17 protein-coding genes are annotated in these 24680 nt (G+C 72.1%); 8 read left to right on the forward strand and 9 right to left on the reverse strand.

Annotation, left to right across the window (positions count from 1 at the left end; all coding sequences use genetic code 11):
• Window positions 1-84: 84 nt before the first annotated feature.
• Window positions 85-1200 (reverse strand): LacI family DNA-binding transcriptional regulator, encoded by a 1116-nt coding sequence (locus ACWF9Z_RS07715; protein WP_215021268.1) that lies wholly within the window; start codon window positions 1198-1200, stop codon window positions 85-87.
• Between the two features lie 362 nt (window positions 1201-1562).
• Here ACWF9Z_RS07715 and hisC point away from each other — a divergent pair, with 362 nt between their 5' ends.
• Complete coding sequence (gene hisC / locus ACWF9Z_RS07720) at window positions 1563-2645, forward strand: histidinol-phosphate transaminase (protein ID WP_453598537.1); 1083 nt, start codon at window positions 1563-1565, stop codon at window positions 2643-2645.
• Between the two features lie 34 nt (window positions 2646-2679).
• Here hisC and ACWF9Z_RS07725 read toward each other — a convergent pair whose 3' ends face one another.
• Complete coding sequence (locus tag ACWF9Z_RS07725) at window positions 2680-3048, reverse strand: cyclophilin-like fold protein (RefSeq protein ID WP_453598539.1); 369 nt, start codon at window positions 3046-3048, stop codon at window positions 2680-2682.
• A gap of 188 nt (window positions 3049-3236) precedes the next feature.
• Here ACWF9Z_RS07725 and ACWF9Z_RS07730 point away from each other — a divergent pair, with 188 nt between their 5' ends.
• The 4 genes from ACWF9Z_RS07730 (at window position 3237) to ACWF9Z_RS07745 (ending at window position 11231) form a co-directional block, all read left to right on the forward strand.
• On the forward strand, window positions 3237-4742 hold the full coding sequence (locus ACWF9Z_RS07730; RefSeq protein WP_453598541.1) for a cytochrome ubiquinol oxidase subunit I: 1506 nt from the start codon (window positions 3237-3239) through the stop codon (window positions 4740-4742).
• 18 nt (window positions 4743-4760) lie between these two features.
• The gene (cydB, locus tag ACWF9Z_RS07735) at window positions 4761-5762 is read left to right on the forward strand and encodes a cytochrome d ubiquinol oxidase subunit II (RefSeq protein WP_453598543.1); all 1002 of its coding nucleotides are present in this window, start codon (window positions 4761-4763) and stop codon (window positions 5760-5762) included.
• 103 nt (window positions 5763-5865) lie between these two features.
• On the forward strand, window positions 5866-9426 hold the full coding sequence (gene cydD / locus ACWF9Z_RS07740) for a thiol reductant ABC exporter subunit CydD (protein WP_453598545.1): 3561 nt from the start codon (window positions 5866-5868) through the stop codon (window positions 9424-9426).
• 116 nt (window positions 9427-9542) lie between these two features.
• Complete coding sequence (locus ACWF9Z_RS07745) at window positions 9543-11231, forward strand: sensor histidine kinase (protein WP_453598812.1); 1689 nt, start codon at window positions 9543-9545, stop codon at window positions 11229-11231.
• Between the two features lie 107 nt (window positions 11232-11338).
• Here ACWF9Z_RS07745 and ACWF9Z_RS07750 read toward each other — a convergent pair whose 3' ends face one another.
• Window positions 11339-12256 (reverse strand): Cof-type HAD-IIB family hydrolase, encoded by a 918-nt coding sequence (locus ACWF9Z_RS07750; protein ID WP_453598547.1) that lies wholly within the window; start codon window positions 12254-12256, stop codon window positions 11339-11341.
• 196 nt (window positions 12257-12452) lie between these two features.
• Between ACWF9Z_RS07750 and ACWF9Z_RS07755 the strand changes: the two genes are divergently transcribed.
• Window positions 12453-13049 carry a DUF6083 domain-containing protein gene (locus tag ACWF9Z_RS07755; RefSeq protein ID WP_453598549.1) on the forward strand — a complete coding sequence of 199 codons (597 nt, stop codon included), beginning with the start codon at window positions 12453-12455 and terminating at the stop codon, window positions 13047-13049.
• A 33-nt stretch (window positions 13050-13082) separates the two neighbouring features.
• Complete coding sequence (locus ACWF9Z_RS07760) at window positions 13083-13985, forward strand: LLM class flavin-dependent oxidoreductase (RefSeq protein WP_453598552.1); 903 nt, start codon at window positions 13083-13085, stop codon at window positions 13983-13985.
• 86 nt (window positions 13986-14071) lie between these two features.
• Here the strand turns inward: ACWF9Z_RS07760 and ACWF9Z_RS07765 are convergent, their stop codons facing one another.
• From ACWF9Z_RS07765 to ACWF9Z_RS07775, 3 genes are all read right to left on the reverse strand, one after another.
• Window positions 14072-17146, reverse strand: a complete 3075-nt coding sequence (locus tag ACWF9Z_RS07765; RefSeq protein WP_453598555.1) for a tetratricopeptide repeat protein — start codon at window positions 17144-17146, stop codon at window positions 14072-14074.
• Window positions 17143-19110: an HSP90 family protein gene (locus ACWF9Z_RS07770; RefSeq protein WP_453598558.1), complete on the reverse strand. Its 1968-nt coding sequence runs from the start codon at window positions 19108-19110 to the stop codon at window positions 17143-17145. The genes ACWF9Z_RS07765 and ACWF9Z_RS07770 overlap by 4 nt, the downstream gene beginning before the upstream one ends.
• 118 nt (window positions 19111-19228) lie before the next feature.
• Window positions 19229-19768: an RNA 2'-phosphotransferase gene (locus ACWF9Z_RS07775; protein WP_453598561.1), complete on the reverse strand. Its 540-nt coding sequence runs from the start codon at window positions 19766-19768 to the stop codon at window positions 19229-19231.
• Window positions 19769-19901: 133 nt separating this feature from the next.
• Here ACWF9Z_RS07775 and ACWF9Z_RS07780 point away from each other — a divergent pair, with 133 nt between their 5' ends.
• Entirely contained in the window at window positions 19902-20681 is a 780-nt protein-coding gene (locus ACWF9Z_RS07780; RefSeq protein WP_453598564.1) for an aquaporin, read from the forward strand.
• Window positions 20682-20785: 104 nt separating this feature from the next.
• Here ACWF9Z_RS07780 and ACWF9Z_RS07785 read toward each other — a convergent pair whose 3' ends face one another.
• The 3 genes from ACWF9Z_RS07785 to ACWF9Z_RS07795 all read right to left on the reverse strand — a co-directional run bounded on the left by ACWF9Z_RS07785 (window position 20786) and on the right by ACWF9Z_RS07795 (window position 24639).
• Window positions 20786-21700, reverse strand: coding sequence for a MerR family transcriptional regulator (locus ACWF9Z_RS07785; protein WP_356652298.1), 915 nt, complete (start codon window positions 21698-21700; stop codon window positions 20786-20788).
• Between the two features lie 288 nt (window positions 21701-21988).
• Window positions 21989-23785: an SDR family oxidoreductase gene (locus ACWF9Z_RS07790; RefSeq protein WP_453598566.1), complete on the reverse strand. Its 1797-nt coding sequence runs from the start codon at window positions 23783-23785 to the stop codon at window positions 21989-21991.
• Entirely contained in the window at window positions 23782-24639 is an 858-nt protein-coding gene (locus tag ACWF9Z_RS07795; protein WP_453598569.1) for a M24 family metallopeptidase, read from the reverse strand. The genes ACWF9Z_RS07790 and ACWF9Z_RS07795 overlap by 4 nt, the downstream gene beginning before the upstream one ends.
• Window positions 24640-24680: the final 41 nt, after the last annotated feature.

Raw genomic sequence — 24680 nt, forward strand, 5'->3', positions numbered from 1 at the left:
ATATCGGTGTTGCCGGGATCCGCGGCGGGGCCGGTTGGCCCCGCCGTTGGCCGGCGTGGGGGTCGGTCACGAGCGTGGAGGTGGTCAGTCCTGTGCCGGTGAACGGGGCGGACTGACGGTCGTTCTGGGCTGCCTGCGCTGGGAGGAGGTGCGGATGATCAGCTCGGTCGGGATGACCTGTTCGACGGGACGCCCCGTGTCGACGCCCTCGATGGCGTCGATGAGGAGTTGTACGACGGCGGTGCCGATGCGGCGCGGTTTGAGGGACAGGGTGGTGATGGGCGGTTCGGTGTTGGCGTACACGGTGGACTCGCTGCAGCACACGAGCAGCAGGTCTTCCGGGACGCGCAGGCCGTAGCGCCGGGCGGCGGCGAGCAGGTCGGTGCCATTGGGGTCGAAGAGCCCGTACACGGCGTCGGGCCGGTCGGGGCGGGCGAGCAGCCGGTCGGCCGCGACGGCGCCGGCGCACGGGTCGTGGGCCGGGTAGGACTCGTAGACGGGATCCTGGCCCACGCGCTCGCACCAGCGGAGGTACGCGGTGGTGGAGAGCCGGGTGTAGGTGTCGGTGGTGGTGCCGGTCAGCAGCCCGATGCGGCGGGCGCCGGCGGCTGCGAGGTGGTCGAGGAGGCCCAGTACGGCGGCCTCGTGGTCGTTGTCGACCCAGGCGGTGACCGGGAGCGACCCGGCCGGGCGGCCGTCGGAGACGACGGGCAGGCCCTGGCGGACCAGCTCGGTGACGACGGGATCGTGGTCGGAGGGATCGATGACGACGGTGCCGTCGAGGGCCACGTTGGACCAGACGTCGTGTCGGGAGGTGGCGGGAAGGATGACGAGGGCGTAGCCGCGGGCGAGCGCGGCGGAGGTGGCGGCCCTGGCCATCTCGGCGAAGTAGGCGAATTCGGTGAAGGTGAAAGGTTCATCCCCGTACGTGGTCACGGTCAGGCCGATGAGGCCCGACTTGCCGGTACGGAGGGTGCGGGCCGCCGCGGACGGGCGATAGCCCAGCCGGTCGGCGACTTCGCGCACGTGGCGGCGGGTGGCGTCCGGCAGCCGTCCCTTGCCATTGAGCGCGTCGGAGACGGTCGTGATCGAGACGCCCGCCGCGGCGGCCACGTCCCTGATGCCGGCCCGGCTCTGTCGGCCGGCGGCCCGCCGGGTGGTCTCGGTCCGGCTCACCTGATGCTTCCCTGCTGCTGTCATGGCGAGCCGATAGTAGGGCGCGGTGAGCCGGGTGGTCCGCGTGCATATGCAGGCGTTGACAGGCACGTTTCTGCATGGTTCGCCACCCCGAATGACCTTGGAAATAAAGGCACATGGAGGTCGAGGGTGGGGCGGCCGCTTGTCGTCGGGTCCGTGCATGCCAAAACGGTGAGGTCTCGGATCGGTTTCAACTCACCTGTACGAGGGACGCGCGCCACGGCGCGGGCCACCGGCGTGCGCATATATGCGTGCGCTCTCTCGCATTCCTGGCGCCCACCGTTCTCGGATGGGCGGAATCCTCATAAGGTGAGAAGCATTGAGGCGACGGCGACGTCGTACGGGACGGTCGAGGAGGACCTGCGGTGAGCGAGAAGAGCCCGAAGCTGCGCGCCGAGCTGGACGGCATTCCCACCTACAAGCCCGGGAAGCCCGCCGCCGCGGGCGGTCCCGTGGCGTTCAAGCTGTCCTCGAACGAGAACCCGTACCCGCCCCTGCCTGGGGTACTGGAGAGCGCGGTCGCCGCGGCCGGCCAGTTCAACCGCTACCCCGACATGGCGTGCACGGGTCTGGTGAACGAGCTCGCCGACCGCTTCGGCGTGCCGGTGGAGCACATCGCCACGGGCACCGGATCGGTCGGGGTCGCGCAGTCGCTGATCCAGTCGACGGCGGGCCCCGGCGACGAGGTGATCTACGCCTGGCGGTCCTTTGAGGCTTACCCGATCATCACCCAAATCTCGGGTGCGACCTCCGTCAGGGTCCCGCTGACCGACGGGGACGTGCACGACCTGGACGCGATGTTCGAGGCGATCACCGAACGGACCCGGCTGATCTTCGTTTGCAACCCCAACAACCCCACCGGCACCGCCGTACGGCGTGCCGAGCTGGAGCGCTTCCTGGACCGGGTGCCCTCCGACATCCTGATCGTCCTCGACGAGGCGTACAAGGAGTTCGTCCGCGACGTCGAGGTGCCGGACGGCCTCGAGCTCTACCGCAGCCGCCCGAACGTCGCCGTGCTGCGTACGTTCTCCAAGGCGTACGGGCTCGCGGGCCTGCGCGTCGGATTCGCGGTGGCACACGAGCCGGTGGCCGCGGCGCTGCGCAAGACGGCGGTGCCCTTCGGCGTCAGCCAGCTCGCCCAGGACGCGGCGGTGGCCTCGCTGAGGGCCGAGGACGAGCTGATGGGCCGCGTCGGCGCGCTGGTCGGCGAGCGGGCGCGGGTCTACGGCGCGCTGCTGGCCCAGGGCTGGACGGTGGTGCCGCCGACGCAGGCCAACTTCGTGTGGATGAGGCTCGGGGAGCGGACCGCGGACTTCGCGGCGGCCTGCGAGAAGGCCGGCGTGGTGGTCCGGCCCTTCGCTGGCGAGGGCTTGCGGGTCACGATCGGCGAGCCCGAGGCCAACGACCTCTTCCTGCACACGGCCGAGGCGTTCTTCAAGGAGTTCTAGCGGGGCCCGCTCGCGGGAGCGGGCGGAAAAGGGACTAGGCCCGTTCCACGCGGATGGGGTCGCCGTCGCGGACGGTGGCCAGCAGGCGGGGGTCGCCGTCGAAGGAGCCGAGCACGTTGCACGGGCTCGCCAGGCGGCTCTCGCCTCCTCGGGAGATCGGGGTGGGGCCGTAGGGCAGCGCGAGCGCGTCGCCCTCGGTCCAGAAGGCGACCGTGCCCGGCTCGACGACCTGCCGGGCGTCGTGCTCGAGTGCCACGCGGACGCCGGTGTCGAAGTAGACCTCCTCGCCCCACGTGTTCGCCGAGGCGGAAACGGGGAGGGCCGCGGCGAGTGCCGCGGCGGTCGGGGTCTCGTCGAGGGTCGCGGTGAGGTGGCCGGCGGGCCAGATGATTCGAATCTGCATGCCCTGAATTCAACAATCTGTTGAATATTTTCGCTAGGGGCACCCCCCCTGAAAGATGCCGACAGGCGTGCGCCATAATGCTTGTGAATGTGAACGCGTTCACAAGCGTGTCCTGTTCCTCCCGTATTGATGGGGACGCAACAGGCAAACCGCGGCTGTGACCACGGCGACACGAAGGAGACGACGACGTGGACCTAGCTCTGGCGCCAGAAACCCTGGCGCGATGGCAGTTCGGTATAACCACCGTCTATCACTTCCTCTTCGTGCCCTTGACGATCTCGCTGGCCGCGCTCGTCGCGATCTTGCAGACCGCCTGGGTGCGTACGGACAAGGAGAAGTACCTCAGGGCCACGAAGTTCTGGGGCAAGCTCTTCCTGATCAACATCGCGATGGGTGTTGTCACCGGGATCGTCCAGGAGTTCCAGTTCGGCATGAACTGGTCGGACTACTCGCGGTTCGTCGGTGACATCTTCGGAGCACCGCTGGCCTTCGAGGCGCTCATCGCCTTCTTCTTCGAGTCCACGTTCATCGGCCTGTGGATCTTCGGCTGGGACAAGTTGCCGAAGAAGATCCACCTGGCCTGCATATGGATGGTCTCGATGGGCACCATCCTCTCCGCCTACTTCATCCTCGCGGCCAACTCCTGGATGCAGCACCCCGTCGGCTACCGGATCAACGAGGAGCGCGGCCGGGCCGAGCTCACCGACTTCTGGCTGGTGCTCACCCAGAACACCGCGCTGACCCAGTTCTTCCACACCATGACGGCGGCCTTCCTGGTCGGGGGCGCCTTCATGGTCGGCATCGCGGCCTTCCACCTCGCCCGCAAGCGGCACGTACCGGTGATGCGGACCTCGCTGCGGCTCGGCCTGGTCGTCATGATCATCGCCGGACTGGGCACGGCCATCAGCGGAGACCTCCTCGGCAAGGTGATGTTCAAGCAGCAGCCGATGAAGATGGCCGCCGCCGAGGCGCTGTGGGACGGCGAGGCGCCCGCACCCTTCTCCGTCTTCGCCTACGGAGATGTCGAGAAGGGCCACAACAAGGTCGCCGTAGAGATCCCGGGACTGCTGTCCTTCCTGGCCAACAACGACTTCACCTCGTTCGTCCCGGGCATCAACGACGTGAACAAGTCCGAGCAGGAAAAGTTCGGGCCCGGCGACTACCGGCCCAACATCCCCGTCGCCTACTGGAGCTTCCGCTGGATGATCGGCTTCGGCATGGCCTCCCTCGGCGTCGGAATGCTGGGGCTGTGGCTGACCCGCAAGAAGTTCATGCTGCCGCCGGGGCTGCGCACCGGCGAGGACGAGGTCCCGCACCTGGTCCTCTTCAGGAAGGCGCTGAGCCCCAAGTTCACCCACTGGTACTGGCTCGTCGCACTGTGGACCATGGGCTTCCCGCTGATCGCCAACTCCTGGGGCTGGATCTTCACCGAGATGGGCCGCCAGCCCTGGGTGGTCTACGGAGTCCTGCGGACCCGGGACGCGGTCTCGCCGAGCGTCTCCCAGGGCGAGGTGCTCACCTCGATGATCGGCTTCACGCTCCTCTACGCCGTGCTCGCGGTCATCGAGGTCAGGCTGCTCGTGAAGTACGTCAAGGCCGGCCCGCCGGAACTCACGGAAGCCGACCTCAACCCGCCCACCAAGATCGGCGGGGACGACAAGAACCCCGACCGGCCGATGGCCTTCTCTTACTGAGGCTGGGGAGACCACACCATGCAACTCCACGACGTCTGGTTCGTGCTCATCGCCGTCCTGTGGATCGGCTACTTCTTCCTGGAGGGCTTCGACTTCGGAGTCGGCGTACTGACCAAGCTGCTGGCCCGCGACCGCAAGGAGAAGCGGGTCCTGATCAACACGATCGGGCCCGTCTGGGACGGCAACGAGGTCTGGCTGCTCACGGCGGGCGGCGCGACGTTCGCCGCCTTCCCCGACTGGTACGCCACCCTCTTCTCCGGCTTCTACCTGCCGCTGCTGATCATCCTGGTCTGCCTCATCATCCGGGGCGTCGCCTTCGAATACCGCCACAAGCGGCCCGAGGACAAGTGGCAGACCAACTGGGAACACGCGATCTTCTGGACCTCGCTGATCCCCGCGTTCATGTGGGGCGTGGCGTTCGCCAACATCGTGCGCGGCGTGAAGATCGACCAGCACAAGGAGTACGTCGGCACGTTCCTCGACCTGCTCAACGGCTACTCGATCCTCGGCGGCCTCGTCACCCTCACCCTGTTCACCTTCCACGGCGCGGTCTTCACCTCGCTCAAGACGGTCGGTGACATCCGGGTCCGCTCGCGCCGGCTGGCCATGCGGCTCGGGGTGGTGACCGCCGTCCTGGCGCTCGCCTTCCTGCTCTGGACCCAGCTCTCGCGCGGTGACGGCTGGAGCCTGATCGCCATGGCCGTGGCGGTCCTGGCCCTCGTCGGGGCCCTCGCCTGCACGTTCGCGGGCCGGGAAGGCTGGGCGTTCGCCCTGTCGGGGGTCACCATCGCGGCCGCCGTCGCGATGCTCTTCCTGACGCTGTTCCCGAACGTCATGCCCTCCTCGCTGAACGACGCCTGGAGCCTCACGGTCACCAACGCCTCGTCCAGCCCGTACACCCTGAAGATCATGACCTGGCTCGCGGCGCTGGTGACTCCGCTCGTCCTGCTCTACCAGGGGTGGACGTACTGGGTGTTCCGCAAGCGCATCGGCACCCAGCACATCGCCGACGCGCACTGAGTCCGATCCTGCTGCCCGGTACGCCCGGCCCCGTCCGTCCCGGTCCCGTCCGGCCCGTCCGTTCCATCCGTCCCGTCCCGATCTTGCCTGGGAGATGTTTCACGTGAAACCGATCGACCCGCGCCTGCTCCGGTACGCCCGTTCCACCCGCCTCTTCCTGGGGGCTGTGGTGGCCCTCGGGCTCGCCGGGGCGGGGCTGGTCGTCGGGCAGGCGATGCTGATCGCCGAGATCGTGGTCGGCGCCTTCGAGGACGGACTGGACGGGCAGGCGCTCCGGACGCCGCTGCTGCTGCTCGCGGCGGTGGCACTGGGCCGGGGCCTGGTCGCCTGGCTGACGGAGCTGGCGGCGCACCGGGCGAGCGCGGCGGTCAAGTCGGAGCTGCGCGGCCGGCTGCTGGAGCGGGCCGCGGACCTGGGGCCCGGCTGGCTGAGCGGACAGCGGACGGGGTCCCTGGTGGCCCTGGCCACGCGGGGTGTGGACGCACTCGACGACTACTTCTCGCGGTACCTGCCCCAGTTGGGCCTCGCGATCGTCGTTCCCGTGGCGGTGCTCGCCCGGGTCGTCACCGAGGACTGGGTGTCGGCGGCGATCATCGTGGTCACGCTGCCGCTGATCCCGGTCTTCATGATCCTGATCGGCATGGCCACCCAGTCCAGGATGGACCGCCAGTGGCGGCTGCTGTCCCGGCTGTCGGGGCACTTCCTGGACGTGGTGGCGGGCCTGCCGACCCTCAAGGTCTTCGGTCGCGCGAAGGCGCAGGCGGAGTCCATCCGCAAGATCACCGATGACTACCGGCAGGCGACGATGCGCACGCTGCGCATCGCGTTCCTGTCCTCGTTCGCCCTCGAACTCCTGGCGACCCTGTCGGTGGCACTGGTCGCGGTGACGATCGGCATGCGGCTCGTGCACGGAGAGCTGGACCTGTACACGGGGCTGGTCGTCCTGGTCCTGGCGCCCGAGGCGTACCTGCCGCTGCGCCAGGTCGGGGCGCAGTACCACGCGGCGGCGGAGGGCCTGGCCGCCGCGGAAGAGATCTTCGACGTACTGGAGACCCCGGCCCCCGCGGAGGGCGGAACGGCCGCGGTACCCGGCGCGGGGCTGCGGATCGAGCTCGACGGGGTGGCCGTCCGGTACCCGGGCCGGGACGAGGATTCCCCCGGACCGGTCTCGCTGACCGTCGCACCGGGCGAATGCGTGGCCCTCACCGGGCCGAGCGGATCGGGCAAGTCCACGCTCCTGAACGTGCTGCTGGGGTTCGTGGAGCCGAGCGCGGGCCGGGTACGGGTCGCGGGCGTGGACCTGGCGGAGCTGTCGCGGGAGCAGTGGCGGGAGCGGATCGCGTGGGTACCGCAGAGGCCGCACCTGTTCGCCGGGACGATCGCGGAGAACGTACGGCTCGCCAAGGCGGACGCCCCGGACGAGGCCGTCGTCGGGGCCTTGAAGGATGCCGGGGCGTGGGAGTTCGTACGGGCCCTGCCGCGGGGCGCGGACACCGTGCTCGGCGAGGGCGGGGTCGGCCTGTCCGCCGGGCAGCGGCAGCGGCTGGCGCTGGCGCGGGCGTTCCTGGCGGATCGCCCGGTGCTGCTGCTGGACGAACCGACCGCGGCGTTGGACGGGGAGACCGAGGCGGCCGTCGTGGAGGCCGTACGGAGGCTGGCGGTCGGACGGACCGTGCTGCTGGTGGTGCACCGGCCCGCGCTGCTGGCGGTGGCCGACCGGGTCGTGCGGGTCGGGGCCCGGCCGGCGGGGCGCTCCCCCGCCCGGTCCCTGCCCGCCGCGGAGGCCGCGGTCGCGCTGCCCGGCGAGGCCTTGCCCCGGCCGCGCTCCCCGCGCGTCCCGGCCGGTCCCGGCGAGTGGATCCTGGGGGCCGCACCGGAGCGGGCGGCCGTTACGGGCGGCGCCGAGACCGGCGGAGCCGATCCGCTCAAGCGGGTGCGGGGAGTGGCCAACGCCTGGCAGGGGCGGTTCAGGCTCGGGCTGTTGCTGGGGGCGCTGGCCGTCGGCTCCAGCGTCGGGCTGATGGCCGTGTCCGGCTGGCTGATCTCGCGGGCCTCCGAACAGCCGCCCGTGCTCTACCTGATGGTGGCGGTCACCGCCACGCGGGCGTTCGGCATCGGGCGGGCGGTCTTCCGGTACGCGGAGCGGCTCGTGTCCCACGACGCCGTCCTGCGGATGCTCGCCGACCTGCGCGTCGGCGTCTTCCGGGGGCTGGAGCGCATCGCCCCCGCCGGGCTGCGCGCGCGGCGGCGCGGGGATCTGCTGACCCGGCTGGTCGCCGACGCCGACGCCTTGCAGGACTACTGGCTGCGCTGGCTGCTTCCCGTCGGCACCGCGGTGCTCGTCGGGACCGGCTCCGTGGCGTTCACCGCCTGGCTGCTCCCCGAGGCCGGAGCCGTGCTCGCGGCCGGGCTGCTCGTCGCGGGCGTGGGAGTGCCGCTCGTCAGCTCGGTCTGCGCACGCCGCACGGAGCGCCGGCTCGCGCCCGCCCGGGGCGAGCTCGCCACCCGCGTGGCCGATCTGCTCACCGGCACCGCCGAACTGACCGTCGCCGGAGCCCTGGCCGGACGCAAGGACGCCGCGAAGCGCGGCGACCGCACGCTGACCGGGATCGCCGCCCGCGCGGCCGCCGTCACCGGGCTCGGGAGCGGGCTGTCCGCCCTCGTGTGCGGACTGACCGTGGTGTGCGCCGCCGCCGTCGGGGCGAACGCTGTCGCCGGGGGCCGCCTGTCCGGGGTCGCCATGGCCGTGGTGGTGCTGACCCCGCTCGCCGCGTTCGAGGCCGTCACCGGGCTCCCGCAGGCCGTCCAGTACCGGCAGCGGGTCCGCCGCAGCGCCGAGAGGCTCTACGAGGTCATCGACGCGCCCGTCCCGGTCGTCGAGCCGGAGCGGCCGCAGGATCTGCCCGCCTCGCCGTTCCCGCTGCGGCTGACGGGGCTCACCGCCCGCCACCCCGGGCAGGAGCGCGACGCGCTGCGCGGGCTCGACCTGACGCTGGAGGCGGGCCGCCGGATCGCGGTCGTCGGAGCCTCGGGCGCGGGCAAGACCACGCTGGCCCAGGTCCTGCTGCGCTTCCTGGACCAGCACGAGGGCTCGTACACCTTGGGCGGGACCGACGCGCGGGCGGTCGACGGGGACGACGTCCGCCGGATCGTGGGCCTGTGCGCCCAGGACGCCCACATCTTCGACAGCTCGGTACGGGAGAACCTGCGTCTGGCCCGCCCGGGGGCGAGCGAGGCGCAGCTGCGGGACGCGCTGGCGGCGGCCCGGCTGCTGGACTGGGCCGACGGGCTGCCGGACGGCGTGGACACCCTGGTCGGCGAACACGGTGAGCGGATCTCGGGCGGCCAGCGCCAGCGTCTGGCCCTGGCGCGGGCGCTGCTCGCGGACTTCCCGGTCCTCGTCCTGGACGAGCCGGCCGAGCACCTGGACCTGGCGACCGCCGACGCGCTGACGGCGGATCTGCTGGCCGCGACCGAGGGACGCACCACCGTGCTGATCACGCACCGGCTCGCGGGCCTGGAGGCGGTGGACGAGGTGCTCGTCCTGGACCGCGGCGTGGTCGTCCAGCGCGGGACCCACACGGAGCTGGCCGCCGTCGAGGGACCGCTGCGGCGGCTGCTGGAACGGGAACGGGCGGTGGACGGGGTGTCGGCCGGGCGGTGACCGGGCTCGACTTTCCTCACTAAAGCGGACTAACTAGTCTCAAGGGCATGTCAGCGCAGGAGTCTCAGGAATCGCCCGCGTCATCGCCGGATCCGGCGCCGCCCACGCCCGGCCCGATGGAGGCCGCGACCGCCGCGACCGCCGCGACCCGGAGTCTCCAAGGCCTGTCCACCGAGCTCACGGCCCGGGTGCCGCAACTACTGGAGGCCATGAGGTCGGTCGGTACCGGCCTTGAGCTGCACTCCACGCTGGACCGGATCTGTGAGACGGCGGCCGAGCTCGCGGACGCCCGCTACGCGGCCATCGGGGTCGTCGACACCGAGGGCCGCGGGCTCTCGGACTTCGTGACCTTCGGGATCAGCGACGAACTGGCGAGGAAGATCGGCCACCGTCCGGACGGGAAGCGCGGTTTGCTCGGCGCGCTCATCTCGCACTCCGACACGGTCCACCTCCCCGATCTGCGCAAGGACCCGCGCGCGGCGGGCTTCCCCGCCCACCATCCGGAGATGACGACCTTCCTCGGTGTCCCGATCCGGGTGCAGGGAGAGATCTTCGGCAACCTCTACCTCGCCGAGAAGAACGGCGGCGGCGAGTTCAACGACTACGACGTCCACATGGTCCGGGTGCTGGCCACCGAGGCCGGCATCGCCATCGGCAACGCCCGCCTCTACGAGGCCGCCACCCAGCGCGAGCGCTGGATCGACGGCTCCGTCGCCGTCACCACGGCCCTCCTGTCGGGCGGCGACGCGGACGACGCGCTCGCGGTTGTCGCCGAACAGGCCCGCCGCCTCGCCGATTCGGCCGCCGGGATCGTGATGCTGCCCACCGAGGACGGCGGGATGGAGATCGTCGCGGTCTCCGCCGAGAACCCGGCCACCTCCCTCGGCGTGGTGATCCCGGCCGAGAGCCCGGTGGTGGCCAGCCTTCTGGAGGGCGAGCCCGTCTTCGTGGACGACGCCTCCTCGGACCCGCGCATGATCAGCCGGCTGACCAGCCAGTACGGGGCCTGCATGATGCTCCCGCTGCACAGCGGCGGCCGGGTCCTGGGCGCGCTCGTCACACCTAGGGCGCGCGGCAAGCGGCCGTTCAGCGAGGCCGAACGGACCCTGGCCACGCAGTTCGCGTCCCAGGCGGCACTGGCGCTGATGATGGCCGAGGCGCAGCGCGACCGGGAACGCCTCGCGGTCTTCGAGGACCGTGACCGGATCGCCCGCGATCTGCACGACCTGGTCATCCAGCGGCTCTTCGCCACCGGAATGATGCTGGAGGGCGCCCAGCGCCGGTCCGTCGTCCCCGAGGTGCGCGACGGCGTGGGCAAGGCCGTGGACGAGCTCGACGTGACCATCCAGGAGATCCGCACCGCGATCTTCGCCCTCCAGCAGGGCCCCGCGGAAGCGCCCTCGGGTCTGCGCACCCGGGTGCTGCGAGAGATCAACATGGCTGCCGTGCCCCTGGGCTTCAAGCCCGCGCACCGCTTCCTCGGGCCGATCGACGCGGTCGTCGGCGAGCTGGTCGGCAAGAACCTCATCGCCGCTCTGCGCGAGGCCCTGTCGAACGCGTTCCGGCACTCGGACGCGTCCCGGATCGAGGTGGTGCTCGACTCCACCGTCACCTTGGGCGACGGGCGGCCCGGGGTGCGGCTGGAGGTCGCCGACGACGGGGTGGGCATCGCGGAGGGCGGGCGGCGCAGCGGGCTGCGGAACCTGCGCCGACGGGCCGAATCGCTGGGCGGTTCGAGTTCGTACGGCCCCGGACTCGGCGAGGAGGGCGGCGGGACCACCCTGGTGTGGGAGGCCCCGCTCTAGCCGTCTTTCCTGGCCCGTCTTTCCGAGCCCGTCTCTTCGAGCCCGTCTCTTAGAGTCGGCCTCATCCAGCGCCCCTTCCCGTCCGTCCCTTCCGGGCGGCCTGGGATCTAGGACCGGGCGCGGGCGGCCCGTCCGGCCAGGATGCGCTCGATGACGACGGCGACGCCGTCCTCGTTGTTGGCGACCGTACGGCCCGACGCGGCCGCGATCACATCCGGATGGGCATTGCCCATCGCGTAGGAGGTGCCGGCCCAGTCGAGCATCTCCACGTCGTTCGGCATGTCCCCGAAGGCGACGACCTCGGCCGCCGAGATGCCGCGCTCCTCGCAGCACAGAGCCAGGGTGCTGGCCTTGGAGACGCCCAGTCCGCTGATCTCCAGCAGGGAGGTCGGGCTGGAGCGGGTGATGGCGGCGTACGCCCCGGCTACGGAGCGGGCCAGGGTCAGGAACTCGTCCGGTGCCAGCTCGGCGTGGTGCGCGAGGACCTTGAGGACGGGAGCGGAGTCGTCGTCCGTGGCCTCGTGGAGCAGCCTCTCGGCGGTGGCGACATGGGCGCCCGGGTCCTGGAAGAAGGGCGGGTACGACGGCTCGTAGTTGATGCCGGTGGTCAGCTCGACGGCGAACGAGGTGCCGGGGGCGGCGGCGCGCAGGGCTTCCACCACCTTGAGGGCGGTATTCCGGGGGAGCGCCCTGACCTGGACGAACTCCCGGCCCGTGGGCGCGCCGGTGCCGTGCGGATCGATCGCGTGGAGGTCGACGACGGCCGCTCCGTTCGCGCAGATCGCCAGGCCGTGGCCCTGGACGTGGTCGCTGACCACGCCCATCCAGCGGGCCGGACGTCCGGTCACGAAGAAGACCTCGATACCGGCCTCCTCGGCCGCGGCGAGTGCGGCGACCGTGCGCTGTGAGACGGATTTGTCGTCGTGCAGCAGGGTTCCGTCGAGATCGGTGGCGATGAGCCGGGTCATGGGGGTTGGCCCGTCCGGGCACTGGGGAGCCGAGGTCACGGCTCCATCTTCGCCCATGAGCCCCGTCCGACGGGCGGGCCCCCTCCCGGCCCGTCCGCCCGGTCCGGCTCCGGTGGCACTCCGGCAGCGGCGGCCTTGGCGATGTTTCACGTGAAACACCGATGCTGTTTCACGTGAAACATCACCACATGGTTGTCAGTGGGGGGTGGAAGGATCCCTTCGCCGGTTTCGACGACGTCACACGGGGGGCGACGTGACCATCTCTTCAGCCCGGACATCGTTCTGCGACGCGTGCGGTGATCCGCACGCCAGATGGACCGCGAGCCTCGGACTGTCCCTCTGCACCGGCTGCGAGCGGGCCGGGGTCGGGCACCCCGACCGTGAACCGGTTCTGGTGGGTGAGGTGCTGGCCGGTACGGCCGAGGCCTTGGCCCGGGCCGCCCGCACCGCCGGCTCCGCGACCCTGGTGCGGGCCGTCCGGTCCGTCAGCTCGGTCCGTTCCGTCCGTTCCGGCAGCTCGGTCCACTCCGCCCGGTCCGACGCACCGGCCGGGTCCGTCCGGGATCCGCGCAGGACGGTCTGCCGCACCTGCGGTGGCGAGGCGGAGTGGCACCGTACGGTGCGGGGCCGCTGGCTGATGATCGAGCCCGGCGCCTGGCCGGTCGGGTCCGTACCGGCGGGCAAACGCTGGCACATCGCGGCTGACGGCACCGCCGTGACCCTGGGCGCCCCCGCGCCGTCCGACAGGTGCCGGATCAGCCATTTCGACGTCTGTCCCCTCGGTCCGGCGCCCACCGGGTCGCCCGTGCTGCTCGCCCTGTGGAGCCGGAACGCCCAGCGCGTGACGTGAGGCGTCCCAGGTGACGGTCGTAGGCTCAGGGGCATGACCATGCGCCTGAGCACTGTGATCCTTCCCGTCCACCCGTGGCACGAAGGGGGGCGCGAGCGCTGGCAGCGGGCCGAGGAGCTCGGCTTCCACGCCGCCTACACCTACGACCACCTGTCCTGGCGGACCTTCCGGAACGGTCCGTGGTTCGGCGCGCTGCCGACGCTCACGGCCGCCGCCACGGCCACGGAGCGGCTGCGGCTGGGCACGCTCGTCACCTCGCCGAACTTCCGCCACCCGGTGACGCTCGCCAAGGAGCTGATCTCCCTGGACGACATCGCGGGCGGCCGGATCACGCTCGGCATCGGCGCCGGCGGCAACGGCTTCGACGCCACGGTGCTCGGCCAGGAGGCGTGGACCCCCAAGGAGAGGGCCGATCGCTTCGGCGAGTTCCTTCCGCTGCTCGACCGTCTGCTCACCGAGGACTCGGTCTCCCAGCGGGGCACCTTCTACTCGGCCGAGGAGGCCTTCAACATCCCCGGCTGCGTCCAGCGCCCCCGGCTGCCCTTCGCGGTCGCCGCGACCGGGCCGCGTGGACTGAAGCTCGCGGCGCGGTACGGGCAGGCGTGGGTGACGACCGGCGATCCGAAGATCTTCGAGGAGGGCACCCCGGAGCAGTCGGTCGAAGCCATCCGCGGCCAGATCGCCAAGCTCGGCAAAGCCTGCGCCGAGACCGGCCGGGACGTGGCGGAGCTGGACAAGGTGCTGCTCACCGGCTTCACCCCGGACCGGGGCCGTCCGCTGGAGTCCGTGGACGCCTTCGTCGACTTCGCCGGGCGCCACCGGGAGCTCGGCATCACCGAGCTGGTGATCCACTGGCCCATCCCCGACTCGGACTTCGCCGCCGACCAGTCGGTCTTCGAGCAGATCGCCACCGAGGGGCTCGCCCAGCTGAACTGACCCCGTCCGGGCCCGCCCGTCCGGGCCCGCCCGGGCTCAGACCGGGCGGGCCGTTTCAGCCGGGAGTGGCAGCGGCACGGATCGCGTCAGGACGAGGCATTCCGCAGGTGCTGCGCCGTGCGTTCCGCACCCTCCAGCAGCCACTCGGGCGCCGTGCCCTCGGGCAGCGCGCGGATCTCGTCCACCAGCGCCGTCACCCGGGCGGCACCGGCCTCGGGGCGGCCGAGCTCGTTCTCGGTCCAGGCGGCGTTGTTGACGCACTGGAACCGCGCCTCCAACTGGTCCGTGCCGAGTTCGGCATACAGGCCTGCGGCCCGCTCCCAGAGCGCGATCTCCTCCAGCCGAAGGGCCTCCAGTCGCGCCGCGCCCAACGGCTCGGCGGGGCCGGTGCGCTCCTCGTCGCCTTCGCCGTCCTCTTCTTCGTCCTCGTCGTCCTCCGAGGCGGAGACCCACCGGTCCAGCACCTGGGCCAGCTGGTGACAGGTCTCGGCGAGCTCGGCCCGTGCCTCCCGGTCTTCCGGAGCCTGGGCCAGCGCCTCGGTCAGTACCTCCGTCGCCTCGTCCATCCGGACCCGCGCCCGTGCCACCGTCACCTCGGTGACCTCTTCGCGCAGCCCGAGCCAGGCCAGTGACCGCAGGATCCTGACCTCGGAGATCGGCGCGTCCTTCGACCGCCGCCGCAGCTCGAGGGCCCGCTCGTACGCGGCGGTCGCCTCCGGCACCAGCCGGGCCTCGGAGAGCTGGTCGGCGGCGGACTGGGCGAAGTTCGCCTGCGGACGCGGGTCCTCCCAGTCCTTGGCCACCTCCGCCGCCTGCAAGTACTGCTCCGCCGCGCCCCGGGGGTCCTGGAGGTCGCGCAGCAGATCGCCCAGGAACTCCCGTACGGACGCGGCCTGGCCCTCGCCGTGCTCCAGCAGGTCCGGCAAGGTCGACTGCAGCACTTCGGCCGCCTCGGCGACACGGCCGTCACGGGCGTGGCACCGGGCGAGCAGCAGCCGGGCCTGGGCACCGCCGTCGGCGCTGAGCCCGGCCTGGTCGAACCAGTGGGAGGCCTCCAGGGCGTGCCGGGCGGCCTCCGCGCCGGCGTCGCCGCCGCGCATCAGGATGTCGGCGAGCGTGAGCCGTACGACGCCCTGCGTCTCGGGATCGGCCACCTCGGTGGCGTGCGCCAGCCCCGCGCGTACGGCCTGCTCCGCCTCCTCGGGGCGTTCCAGCGAGATCAGCACCCCGGCGCGCAGCACCAGCGGGTCCACGGCGAGCCACGGCCGGCCCGACGCGACCGCGCGGTCGGCGGAGCCGGCGAGCAGCGCCACCGCGCGCTCCGGGTCGCCTTCGGACAGGGCGATGCGGCCCTGCATCTCCTCGGCCTCCGCCGCGAGGTCCGGCACGGACGGCGCGTAGGCGTCGACGAAGGCGGCGAGCTCGGCGGCGAGTTCGCCGTGCCCGTGCCCGTGCTCCCGTGCGTGGTCGTGACCGCCGTGCTCGGGGTGGTCCTGTGCCTCTTCGAGGGAGCGCAGGTACGACTCGATCCGCAGCGAGGTCAGTTCCGCGAGCGCGATGCGCCGGATCCGCTGCGGCTCGTCCTCGGACAGCGCCTCGGCGGAGTGCAGGGCCACCGCCAGCAGCTTCCGCAGCTCCTGCGCCCCGGTACCGGACTGCGCCGCCAGGGTCGCGAGCCGCAGCTCGGCCAGCGCCGCGCGCTCCGCCAGCCCGACGGACCGGTAGCCGTCGCGTACGCCCTCCAGCAGTGCGGCGGCTCCGGCGGCCCCGGCCCGCGCGGCCGCCAGGGCCCGGTGGTCCGCCACGTCGGCGGCGGCCAGCGGATCGGCCGCGGCCTCGGGGCGCAGCGCCACCTCGGCCCACAGGGCGTCCGATCCCGGGTGTCCGGCGTCCCGGGCCGCCCGGGCCCGCTCCACCAGTTCGGCGAAACCGCCGGCCGGTGCCGGGGCCTGTGCCGGGGCCTGTGCCTGTGCCGCGGTCGAAGTCGAAGCCGGCGCGTACGCCGGCACCCGCCCGGGGACGGGCTCCGCCTCCGGGAGCGCGGTGAGCGCGGAGCTGCGTACGCCCAGCGGCAGGACCGCGGTGAGCGGGGTCCGGTCGATCCGGGCGAGGAACCGCTCCGAGATCCGGGTGGAGCCGTTGCGCGCGTCGAAGCGGCGCGCGATGTCGAGCGAGCCCGCGCGGAGCACCTCGTACAGCTCGGCCACGGTGTGCGGGGCCCCTTCGTAGGGGACGGCCGGGCTCTGCCCGTGCCCCAGTTCCCTCAGCCGGCGCAGCAGGACGAGGACGCCGCCGTGGAAGGCCAGCTGGTCGGAGAGGTTGGCGAGCGGGGCCACGTGGGCCGCGTGCTCGGCCAGGATCTCCAGGCCGCGCGACTCGTTGCCGGTGAGGGCACAGAACTCGATGTGCCGTCCGAGCGAGGGCAGCAGGCTCTCGTTGCCCCGGGACAGGCGGTAGCCGCGCAGATGGGCCGAGCGGGCCTCGTCGAACCGGTCGAGCCGCACCAGCGGCAACAGGGAGCTGGCCAGCACCCGGTGCGGCTCCTCGGCGCAGGTCCGCTCGCCGGACAGGACCGGCTGCCAGACCTCCAGTGCCTCGGCGTCGTCGCCGCGCAGCACGGCGTAGTGTCCCTGGCCGTTGAGTTCGCAGGCGTGGCAGTCGCTCATGTCGTCGCGTTCGGCGGCCTGCCAGCGGGCGTAGGCCTGACCGGCGCGCTCGTCGTCGCCGGTCGCGTCGGCGAGCCACAGCTCGGACTCGCGCACGGGGCGCTCGCTGTAGCCGGCGATCCGGTAGCGGCGCTCCATCTCGTCGAGCCAGCCGGTGGCGGACTCCAGCGGGACCTCGGGGGAATTGCTGATGGCGGTGGCCACCCACTTGAACTGCCAGAACAGTGAGTGGGCGTCCCATTCGGAGAAGGCGCCGGGGTCCTTGTCGTACTCCTGGAGCAGCCGGGCGAAGGGGACGAGCATCTTCGGTGACTCGGTGCTGTACAGGTAGGCGTTGATCAGGGCGTCCAGGGCGTCGCGGAACAGCTCGCGGTCCCCGGTCGCCTCGGCGGCGGCGGAGAGTGCCTCGGCGTGCGCGTTGCGGGCGGCGCCGCCCGGCGCCTGGCGGTTCTCGGCCAGGCCGCGCTCGATCTCCTCGCGCGTCATGGTGCTCACTTCTCGTCCTCCCGGGTGGCGGTGGGGTGGGTGGCCCATTCCAGGAGCCCGAGGAAGGCCCGGTTGAGCAGGGTGGAGTCGGCGGCGCGCAGCGGCCGCTGGGACATGAGCAGGGCCTGTCCGTAGAGGGATTCGACCGCGGTGGCGGTGAGTGCCTCGTCGGGAAGGGCGGCGATCCGGCGGATCAGCGGGTTGTTGTGGTTGAGGACCAGGCGGGCGCGCGGTGCGGAGCCGCGCAGCGCGCCGAGGATGCCGCTCCACAGCGAGTCGGCGCTGTCGAGGGCGGCGGTGCGGTCGCGTTCCTGGCGGGCCTGGCGGTCGTCGAGGTAGAGCGCGGGGACGGCGACGGGCTGGAAGGCGCGCAGGACGACGTCACAGCTCTGGGGTTCCAGCCGGGTGCGGGCCGTGGCCAGGAAGGGGGCGAGGGCCAGCTCGGCGGCGGTCGGGACCGGGTCGAGGCGCTCGGTGACGGCTCCGGCGTCCAGTTCGGTGACCACGAGGTCCGGGCGCACGCTGGGCAGCAGGGCCAGCAGGTCCGCGTCGTAGGTGTACCCGGCGTTGATGACGCCGAGGCCGTGGGCCGCCGCGATCGGGGCGATCTGGCGGAACTCCTCGACCGTGCGCGTGAAGTGGATCTCGGAGTGCGCGGAGGCGAACTCCTCCAGGCTCATCGAGCCGTCGCTCGTCTCGAACGGCAGCCAGGGCAGCATCAGGCCGAGGAGTTCCCCGTCGTGCCGCGCCAGCGACTTCACGCCGAGGTGATGGACGCTCAGGAAGGCCGCGAGCCGCTCCGGTTCGCTCGCGGCGAGCTCGGTGAGCCAGCCGCGGATGCGGACGCCCAGGGCCTCGCGCACGGCGGCCAGGGTCTCGTCGTCGTACAGGTTCTCGCGGGACGCGGTGGGCCGCAGGGTGTCGGTGTCGAGGACCGCGCGGACGAAGAACGCCCAGTCGGGCAGCAGGTTGTCGGCCTTGTCGGTCAGCAGCATGCCCTTGAGGTGGACGCGGTGTCCGGACCGGTGGGCGGGGCTGGTCGGCTCGGGCAGGACGTACGCGACTCCGCGCACTCCGGCGACGGGCAGGTCGAGGTCGATGCTGTCGAGCGGGGTGAAGCCGAAGAGCTGCGCGCAGTGTCCGGCGAGTGCGACGCGGCGGCCGGCCGGGGTGGGGAAGGGGCGGTCCCAGACGGCGGGCCGGTCGGTGACGGGGCGGGGCTCGGCGCCGGAGCCGTCGTCGAAGGCGATGTCGTAGGGCAGGAGGGAGCCGTAGTCGCGGGCGAGCAGGGCGACCTTGGCCGGGGCGAGCCACTCCTCGGCGCCCGGCCGGGCCTCGAGCACGACGGTCGTACCGGGTTCCGTGCGGGCGTCGGCGGGCAGCTCGCGAACGGTGTACGAGCCGTCGTCCGTGGCCAGCCATTCGACGGGCGCGGCCTGGGGGTCGCGGGCGGAGCGCGTGACGACGCGGATCTGGCGCGCGACGACGAAGCAGGCGAGCAGGCCGATGCCGAACTGGCCGAGGAACTCCTGGCGGGTGGTCTCCAGACCGTGGTCACCACCCCGCTTGGAGCTGCGGCCGATGGTGGCGAGGAGGGAGTGGGCCTCGGAGGCGGTCAGGCCGATGCCGCTGTCCTCGATGGTCACCTGGTTCGCGGTGGCCGACAGTCGGATGCGGATCTCGGCCTCGGGGTCCAGGGCCTGGCGGGCGGTGACGGCGTCCACGGCGTTCTGGAGCAGCTCGCGGACGTAGACGCGCGGGCTGGAGTAGAGGTGGTGGGAGAGCAGGTCGACCAGACCGCGCAGATCGACCTGGAAGGTGTTCGCCGAGGGGTCGGAGCCGGAGTCGGCTGCCGCGGCTTCGGCCGCGGCATTCGCTTCGGCGGCTTCGGCTTCGGCTTCGGCGGCGGCCGCGGCCGCGCTGTGCGCTTCGGCTTCGGCCCGGGCGGACGGGGTCGGTTGTGCGGACGTCATGGTGCGTCACCTCGGGTGCTGGTGTGGCGTGTTCGGCGACCGCGAGGTCCCCCCTCACAGATCCCGGAATGAGGAACAGGGTAGGGGGATGATCTGACAATCCCTCTGTGAATTCCGGCTACGAGAAGCGAATGAAGCGCGCGGGCACGGCATCCGCCAGCCAGACCCCGTTGGCACTGATCCGGAAGACGTGCCCGGCGGCGCGCATCGCCCCCGCGTCCACACTGAGGACGACCGGCCGGCCGCGCCGGGCACCCACACGGGTCGCCGTCTCCCGGTCGGGGGACAGGTGCACGTGGTGGCGGGCCATCGGGCGCAGCCCCTCGGCACGGATGGCGTCCAGGGCGGCGGCGACGGTGCCGTGGTAGAGGTACGCGGGCGGTTCGGCCTCCGGCAGGTCCAGGTCCACGGGGACGGTGTGGCCCTGGCTGGCCCGGATCCGGGTGCCGTCGACGGCGAAGCGCTGCTTGTCGTTGGCGGCGACGACGTGGTCGAGGTCGGCCCGGCTGAAGGGGAAGCCGTGCGCGGCCGCCGCGCTCAGCAGGTCGTCGATCTCGACCCAGCCCTGCGGGTCGAGCACCAGTCCGATGCGTTCCGGTTGATGCCTCAGGTGTTTCGAGACGTATTTGGACACCTTCACGGTGCGTCTTTCATCCATTCGCCCAGCGTGCCGGGTCGGCCGGGTCCGGCGCAGCGCATTTTCGCCCTTCCGTCGAACCTGGACTCCCTCTATCACGTTTCCAAGATACGGAATATATTTTCCGCTGAACGTCACCCCAGGGGGAGAAACCATGACAACCAGCACGTCTCTGCCGCGCCGCGCGGCCGCCGAACTCATCGGCACCGCGGCCCTGCTCGTGGTGGTGATCGGATCCGGGATCCAGGCTGCCGCCCTCACCGCCGATACGGGAGTCGCCCTCGTCGCCAACTCGCTCGTCTCCGCCGTCGGCCTCGGGCTGATCATCACCCTCTTCGGGCCGCTCTCCGGTGCGCACCTCAACCCCGTCGTCACCCTCACCTCCTGGTGGGGGCGCCGCACCGGCGGCGAAGGGCTCGGCGGTCGCGAGGCCCTCGTCTACGCCGTGGCCCAGACGGCCGGGGCCATCGGCGGAGCCGTCCTCGCCGAGGCGATGTTCGGCCGTACGCCGGGCACCTTCTCCACCCAGGTCCGCGACGGCGGGCACCTGCTCGTCGGAGAGGTCGTCGCCACCGCCGGGCTGGTCCTCGTGATCCAGGGACTGGGCAGGACGGGACGTCCGAAGCTCATCCCGGCGGCGGTCGCCGCGTACATCGCCGCCGCGATCTGGTTCACCTCCTCCGGCTCCTTCGCGAACCCGGCCGGCACCATCGGGCGCAGCTTCAGCGACTCCTTCACCGGCATCGCCCCGCGGTCGCTGCCGGGCTTCGTCGTCGCGCAACTGCTCGGCGGGATGCTCGGCCTCGGCCTGGCGGCGCTGCTCTACGGGAGCGGGCGCTCTTCCTCGAAGACGCCGGTGAGCGAGCCGGCCGAGCTGGCCGTCCCGGTGGCCGAAACCCGAGCCACCGGCACGGCGTACCAGACCGCGAGCTGAGCCGCAGGCGCGGTTCCCCACAGGGTGACCGGAGTTGTCCACAGCTCTTTGGCCCGGTTTCGTAGGCAAAGGCGTGATCCGACCTGTGGACTACTGATCGAGCACTACCGGCCGCCCCGACTGGCCAGATCGTTCATGGTCCGGGCCTGCAGCTCCCGCTCCGTGGCGGCCCGGACGAACTCCGCGACGTGGTCGGGGCCCACCAGGTCCTGCACCGCCCGTACCGTCTCGGCGGGCAGCGCCACCGGGGCCGGCCCCGAGGGCTGGGGCACCCCGCCGGCGCCGAGGTGCCGCTGCAGGTGCCGGGTCGCGAAGAGCCGCATCGCCCGCGCCAGCTCGGCGTCCACCGTCTGCTGTGCCAGCGGCCGCAGCCTCCGCACCATCGTGGCGGCCTCCGCGGCGTCCGAGTCCGTCGGAGGAACGTCGCCCAGGTAGCGGGCGAAGACGTGTTCCGTGGTGAACTCCAGGAAGCGCGACGCGATGTGTTCCACCTGGCCGCGCAGCTCCCGCAGATGACCGGTGATCGCGGGCAGCGGGACCCCGGCCGCGTACAGCTCCGCGGCCACCGCCAGCTCCTGCGGGGACGGCACGCGGAACTGGTCCGGGCACCCCGGGATCCGCTCCAGCACCCCCAACTCGCACGCCTCGCCCACCGCGTCGTCGTCGGGCCTGCCGCCGAACCGCTCGTTCAGCTCGTCCCGGCTGATCCGGGCCGCCTCCTCGTCCGTCCACGGCCCGTGCACCTCGGCGACCAGCCCGAGGACACCGCCGAGCCCGCGGCCCGCGTCCCAGGCTTCCAGCAGTTCCTTGATGGAGGCCAGGGTGTACCCGCGGTCCAGGAGGTCGGCGATCTGGCGCAGCCGCGCCAGATGCGTGTCCCGGTAGACGTTGGAGCGGCCGCGCCGTTCCGGCTTCGGCAGCAGACCGCGGTCCTGGTACGCCCGGATGGTGCGGACGGTCGCACCGCTGTGGTGCGCCAGATCCTCGATCCGGTACTCGGCTACTGCCTGATCGGACAATCCCGGCTCCCTACGACATCGCGGCCCGGCCGACCGCGCCCGCGGCGGAGCGGGCGGCGGGCGAAGCCGCGAGGCACCCGACCGCCCTGCGCGGCGAGCGCTCCTGCGAGGGATGGTACGACCGCCGCAGGGAGCGGGGTATGGCCGTGCCGGGCTCTCTCCGGACGGACTGCGGCCCCGTGGCCACGGCGCGGTTGCGCTCGCGCCGCGAAGACCTTGGCCAGCCGGGCAGTTGGGGGTCGTCGCGCGGGTACGGGGCGGCCCGGACCCCCGGCCGGACCGGCCCGTTCACAGCTTGGGCTCCAGCTTCGCGACCCGCCGCAGGGTGCCCGGCGCGAACCGGGACATCCACAGGGCGCCCTTGGACTCGGGAGTCACCGGGACCACGGCCTGGTTCTTCACCACGGCGAGCAGGATCGCGTCGGCGACCTTCTCCGGGGGGAAGTTGCGCAGTCCGTAGAGCCGCGAGGAACGCTGCTGGCGGCGCTTCTCCTCGGCCGCGTCCACCCCGGTGAACCGGGAGGTGGCGGTGATGTTGGTGTTGACGATGCCCGGGCAGATCGCCGAGACGCCGATCGACTGGGAAGCCAGTTCCGCGCGCAGGCATTCGCTCAGCATCAGCACCGCCGCCTTGGAGGTGCTGTAGGCGGGCAGGGTCCTGGACGGCAGATAGGCGGCGGCGGAGGCGGTGTTGACGATGTGGCCGCCCTGGCCGCGTTCGGCCATCTGGCGGCCGAAGATCCGGCAGCCGTGGATGACCCCCCACAGGTTGACGTCGAGGACCTTCTTCCAGTCCTCGGCGCTCGTCTCCAGGAACGGCCCGGACAGGCCGATCCCGGCGTTGTTGACCAGGACGTCGACGATCCCGTACTCGGCGGCCACCTTCGCCGCGAGCTTCTCCATGGCCTGCTCGTCGCTGACGTCGACGCACTCGCCCCAGGCCTGGGGCGAGCCGACGAGGCGGGCCATGTCCGCGGTGCGCACCGCGCCCTCGGCGTCCCGGTCCACGCACACCACGCGCGCGCCCGCCTCGGCGAACGCGAAGGCGGTGGCCCGGCCGATGCCGCTGGCGGCTCCGGTGACCAGCACCAGCTGGCCGCCGAAGCGGTCGGCGTACTTGCCCGGGGCCTTGAGCTCGGGCACCCGCGTGGCGGGCTCCTCCCGGGAGGTGACGAACTCGGTGATCCAGGCGGCCAGCTGGTCGGGCCGGGTCCGGGGCACCCAGTGCTTGGCCGGCAGGGTGCGCCGGACCAGGTCGGGGGCCCACAGCTCCAGCTCGTCGTAGAGCCGCTCGGAGAGGAAGGCGTCGCCGGTGGGGGTGATCAGCTGAACCGGCACGTGGGCGTACGCGTCGGCGCGCGGCCGGCGCAGTCGCGGCCGGATGTTGTCCCGGTAGAGCCAGGCGCCGTGGGCGGCGTCGGAGGACAGCGAGGCCGTGGGATAGGCCCCGGCCGGGACCTTCTCCAGCCGCTGGAGGATCTTCGGCCACTGCTTTCCGAGCGGCCCGCGCCAGGCGAGCTCGGGCAGCACGGGGGTGTGGAGCATGTACACGTACCAGGACTTGGCGCCCTGGTTCAGGAGCTGGGCGGCCCGGCGCGGGGTGGGCCGCGCCATCCGCTTCTTGATCCAGTGCCCGAAGTGATCGAGGGAGGGGCCCGACATCGAGGTGAAGGAGGCGATCCGGCCCTCCGTGCGGGAGACCGTCGCGAACTCCCAGCCCTGTACGGAACCCCAGTCGTGGCCGACCAGGTGCACCGGGCGGTCCGGACTGACCGCGTCCGCCACCGCGAGGAAGTCGTCCGTCAGCTTCTCCAGGGTGAAGCCGCCGCGCAGCGGCTGCGGGGCCGTGGAGCGTCCGTGGCCCCGTACGTCGTAGAGCACGACGTGGAAGTGGGGAGCCAGCCGCTCCGCGACCTCCGACCAGACCTCCTTGCTGTCGGGGTACCCGTGGACCAGGACCACGGTCGGCAGCTGGGCGTCGCCGAGTTCGACGACGCACAGCTCGATCCCGCCCGTACTCACCCAGCGCTCGCGCGCCCCCGCGAACGCCGGGCCCGATGCCGTCCCGAATGCCGTCCCGCTCATGCCGCCTTCTCCTCAGCCCAGCGCCGCACGTGCGGCAGATCGTCGTCCAGCCAGAACGCGCTTTCCTCGGGGTCCCGGGAGTCGGTGACGACCAGGATCTCCTCGAACTTCGCGCCGGTGCCCCGGAAGCCCAGGTGGGGCTCCACCGCCCACAGGCCGGGCTGCGGCGGATGGTCGGAGAAGTGGTACGGACTCCACAGCGGGGACCAGCCCTCGCGGTGTCCGTGCAGGGCGTCCGAGGCCAGCCCCCTCAGGGCCTGCGTGCCGAACCCGAACGCGGTCGGCGACCAGTGCCGCTCCTTGACCCGGTCTATCTTGTGCGCGATGACGCCGAAGGGATAGGCCCGGTGGCGGTTCGCGTACCCCTGGCTGATCATCAGCCGTTCCACGTCCTCGTAGATGTCGCGCAGGGAGCGGCGCTCGCGCACCTGGTCCAGGATCAGCGCGCGGTGGGCCCTGAGGTCGGACATGAGCCGGTCCTGCACCGGGTTGAGACCGAGGCTGCCGGAGTACCCGATGTCCGCCGTGTAGCCCTTGTAGACCGGGGCCATGTCGAGGATGAACGGCATCCCCGGCTCCAGGGCCCGGTTCGTCGGGAAGAACTGCAGGGGGATCTTGAAGCCGGTGAAGGCCGTGCGGTCGCCGAACCAGGCGAACGGCATGTGGAACCAGTCCCGGACCCCGCGCTCCCGCAGCCAGTCCCGCTGCATCCGCGCGGCCTCGCGCTCGGTCACGCCGGGGCGCAGCTGCGCCGCGACGGCCTCCGCGCACGCGTAGGAGAGGCGCTGCACTTCCTTGAACCCGCGCAGTTCGGCGGAGAGTCCTGTGGTGCGTTGCTTGGTGTCCCCAGCCATGCCAGCCGTCCGTCCGTAGAGCCGTACGCGCCCGTAACTTG

It is taken from the genome of Streptomyces sp. NPDC054961 (genome assembly GCF_053609145.1).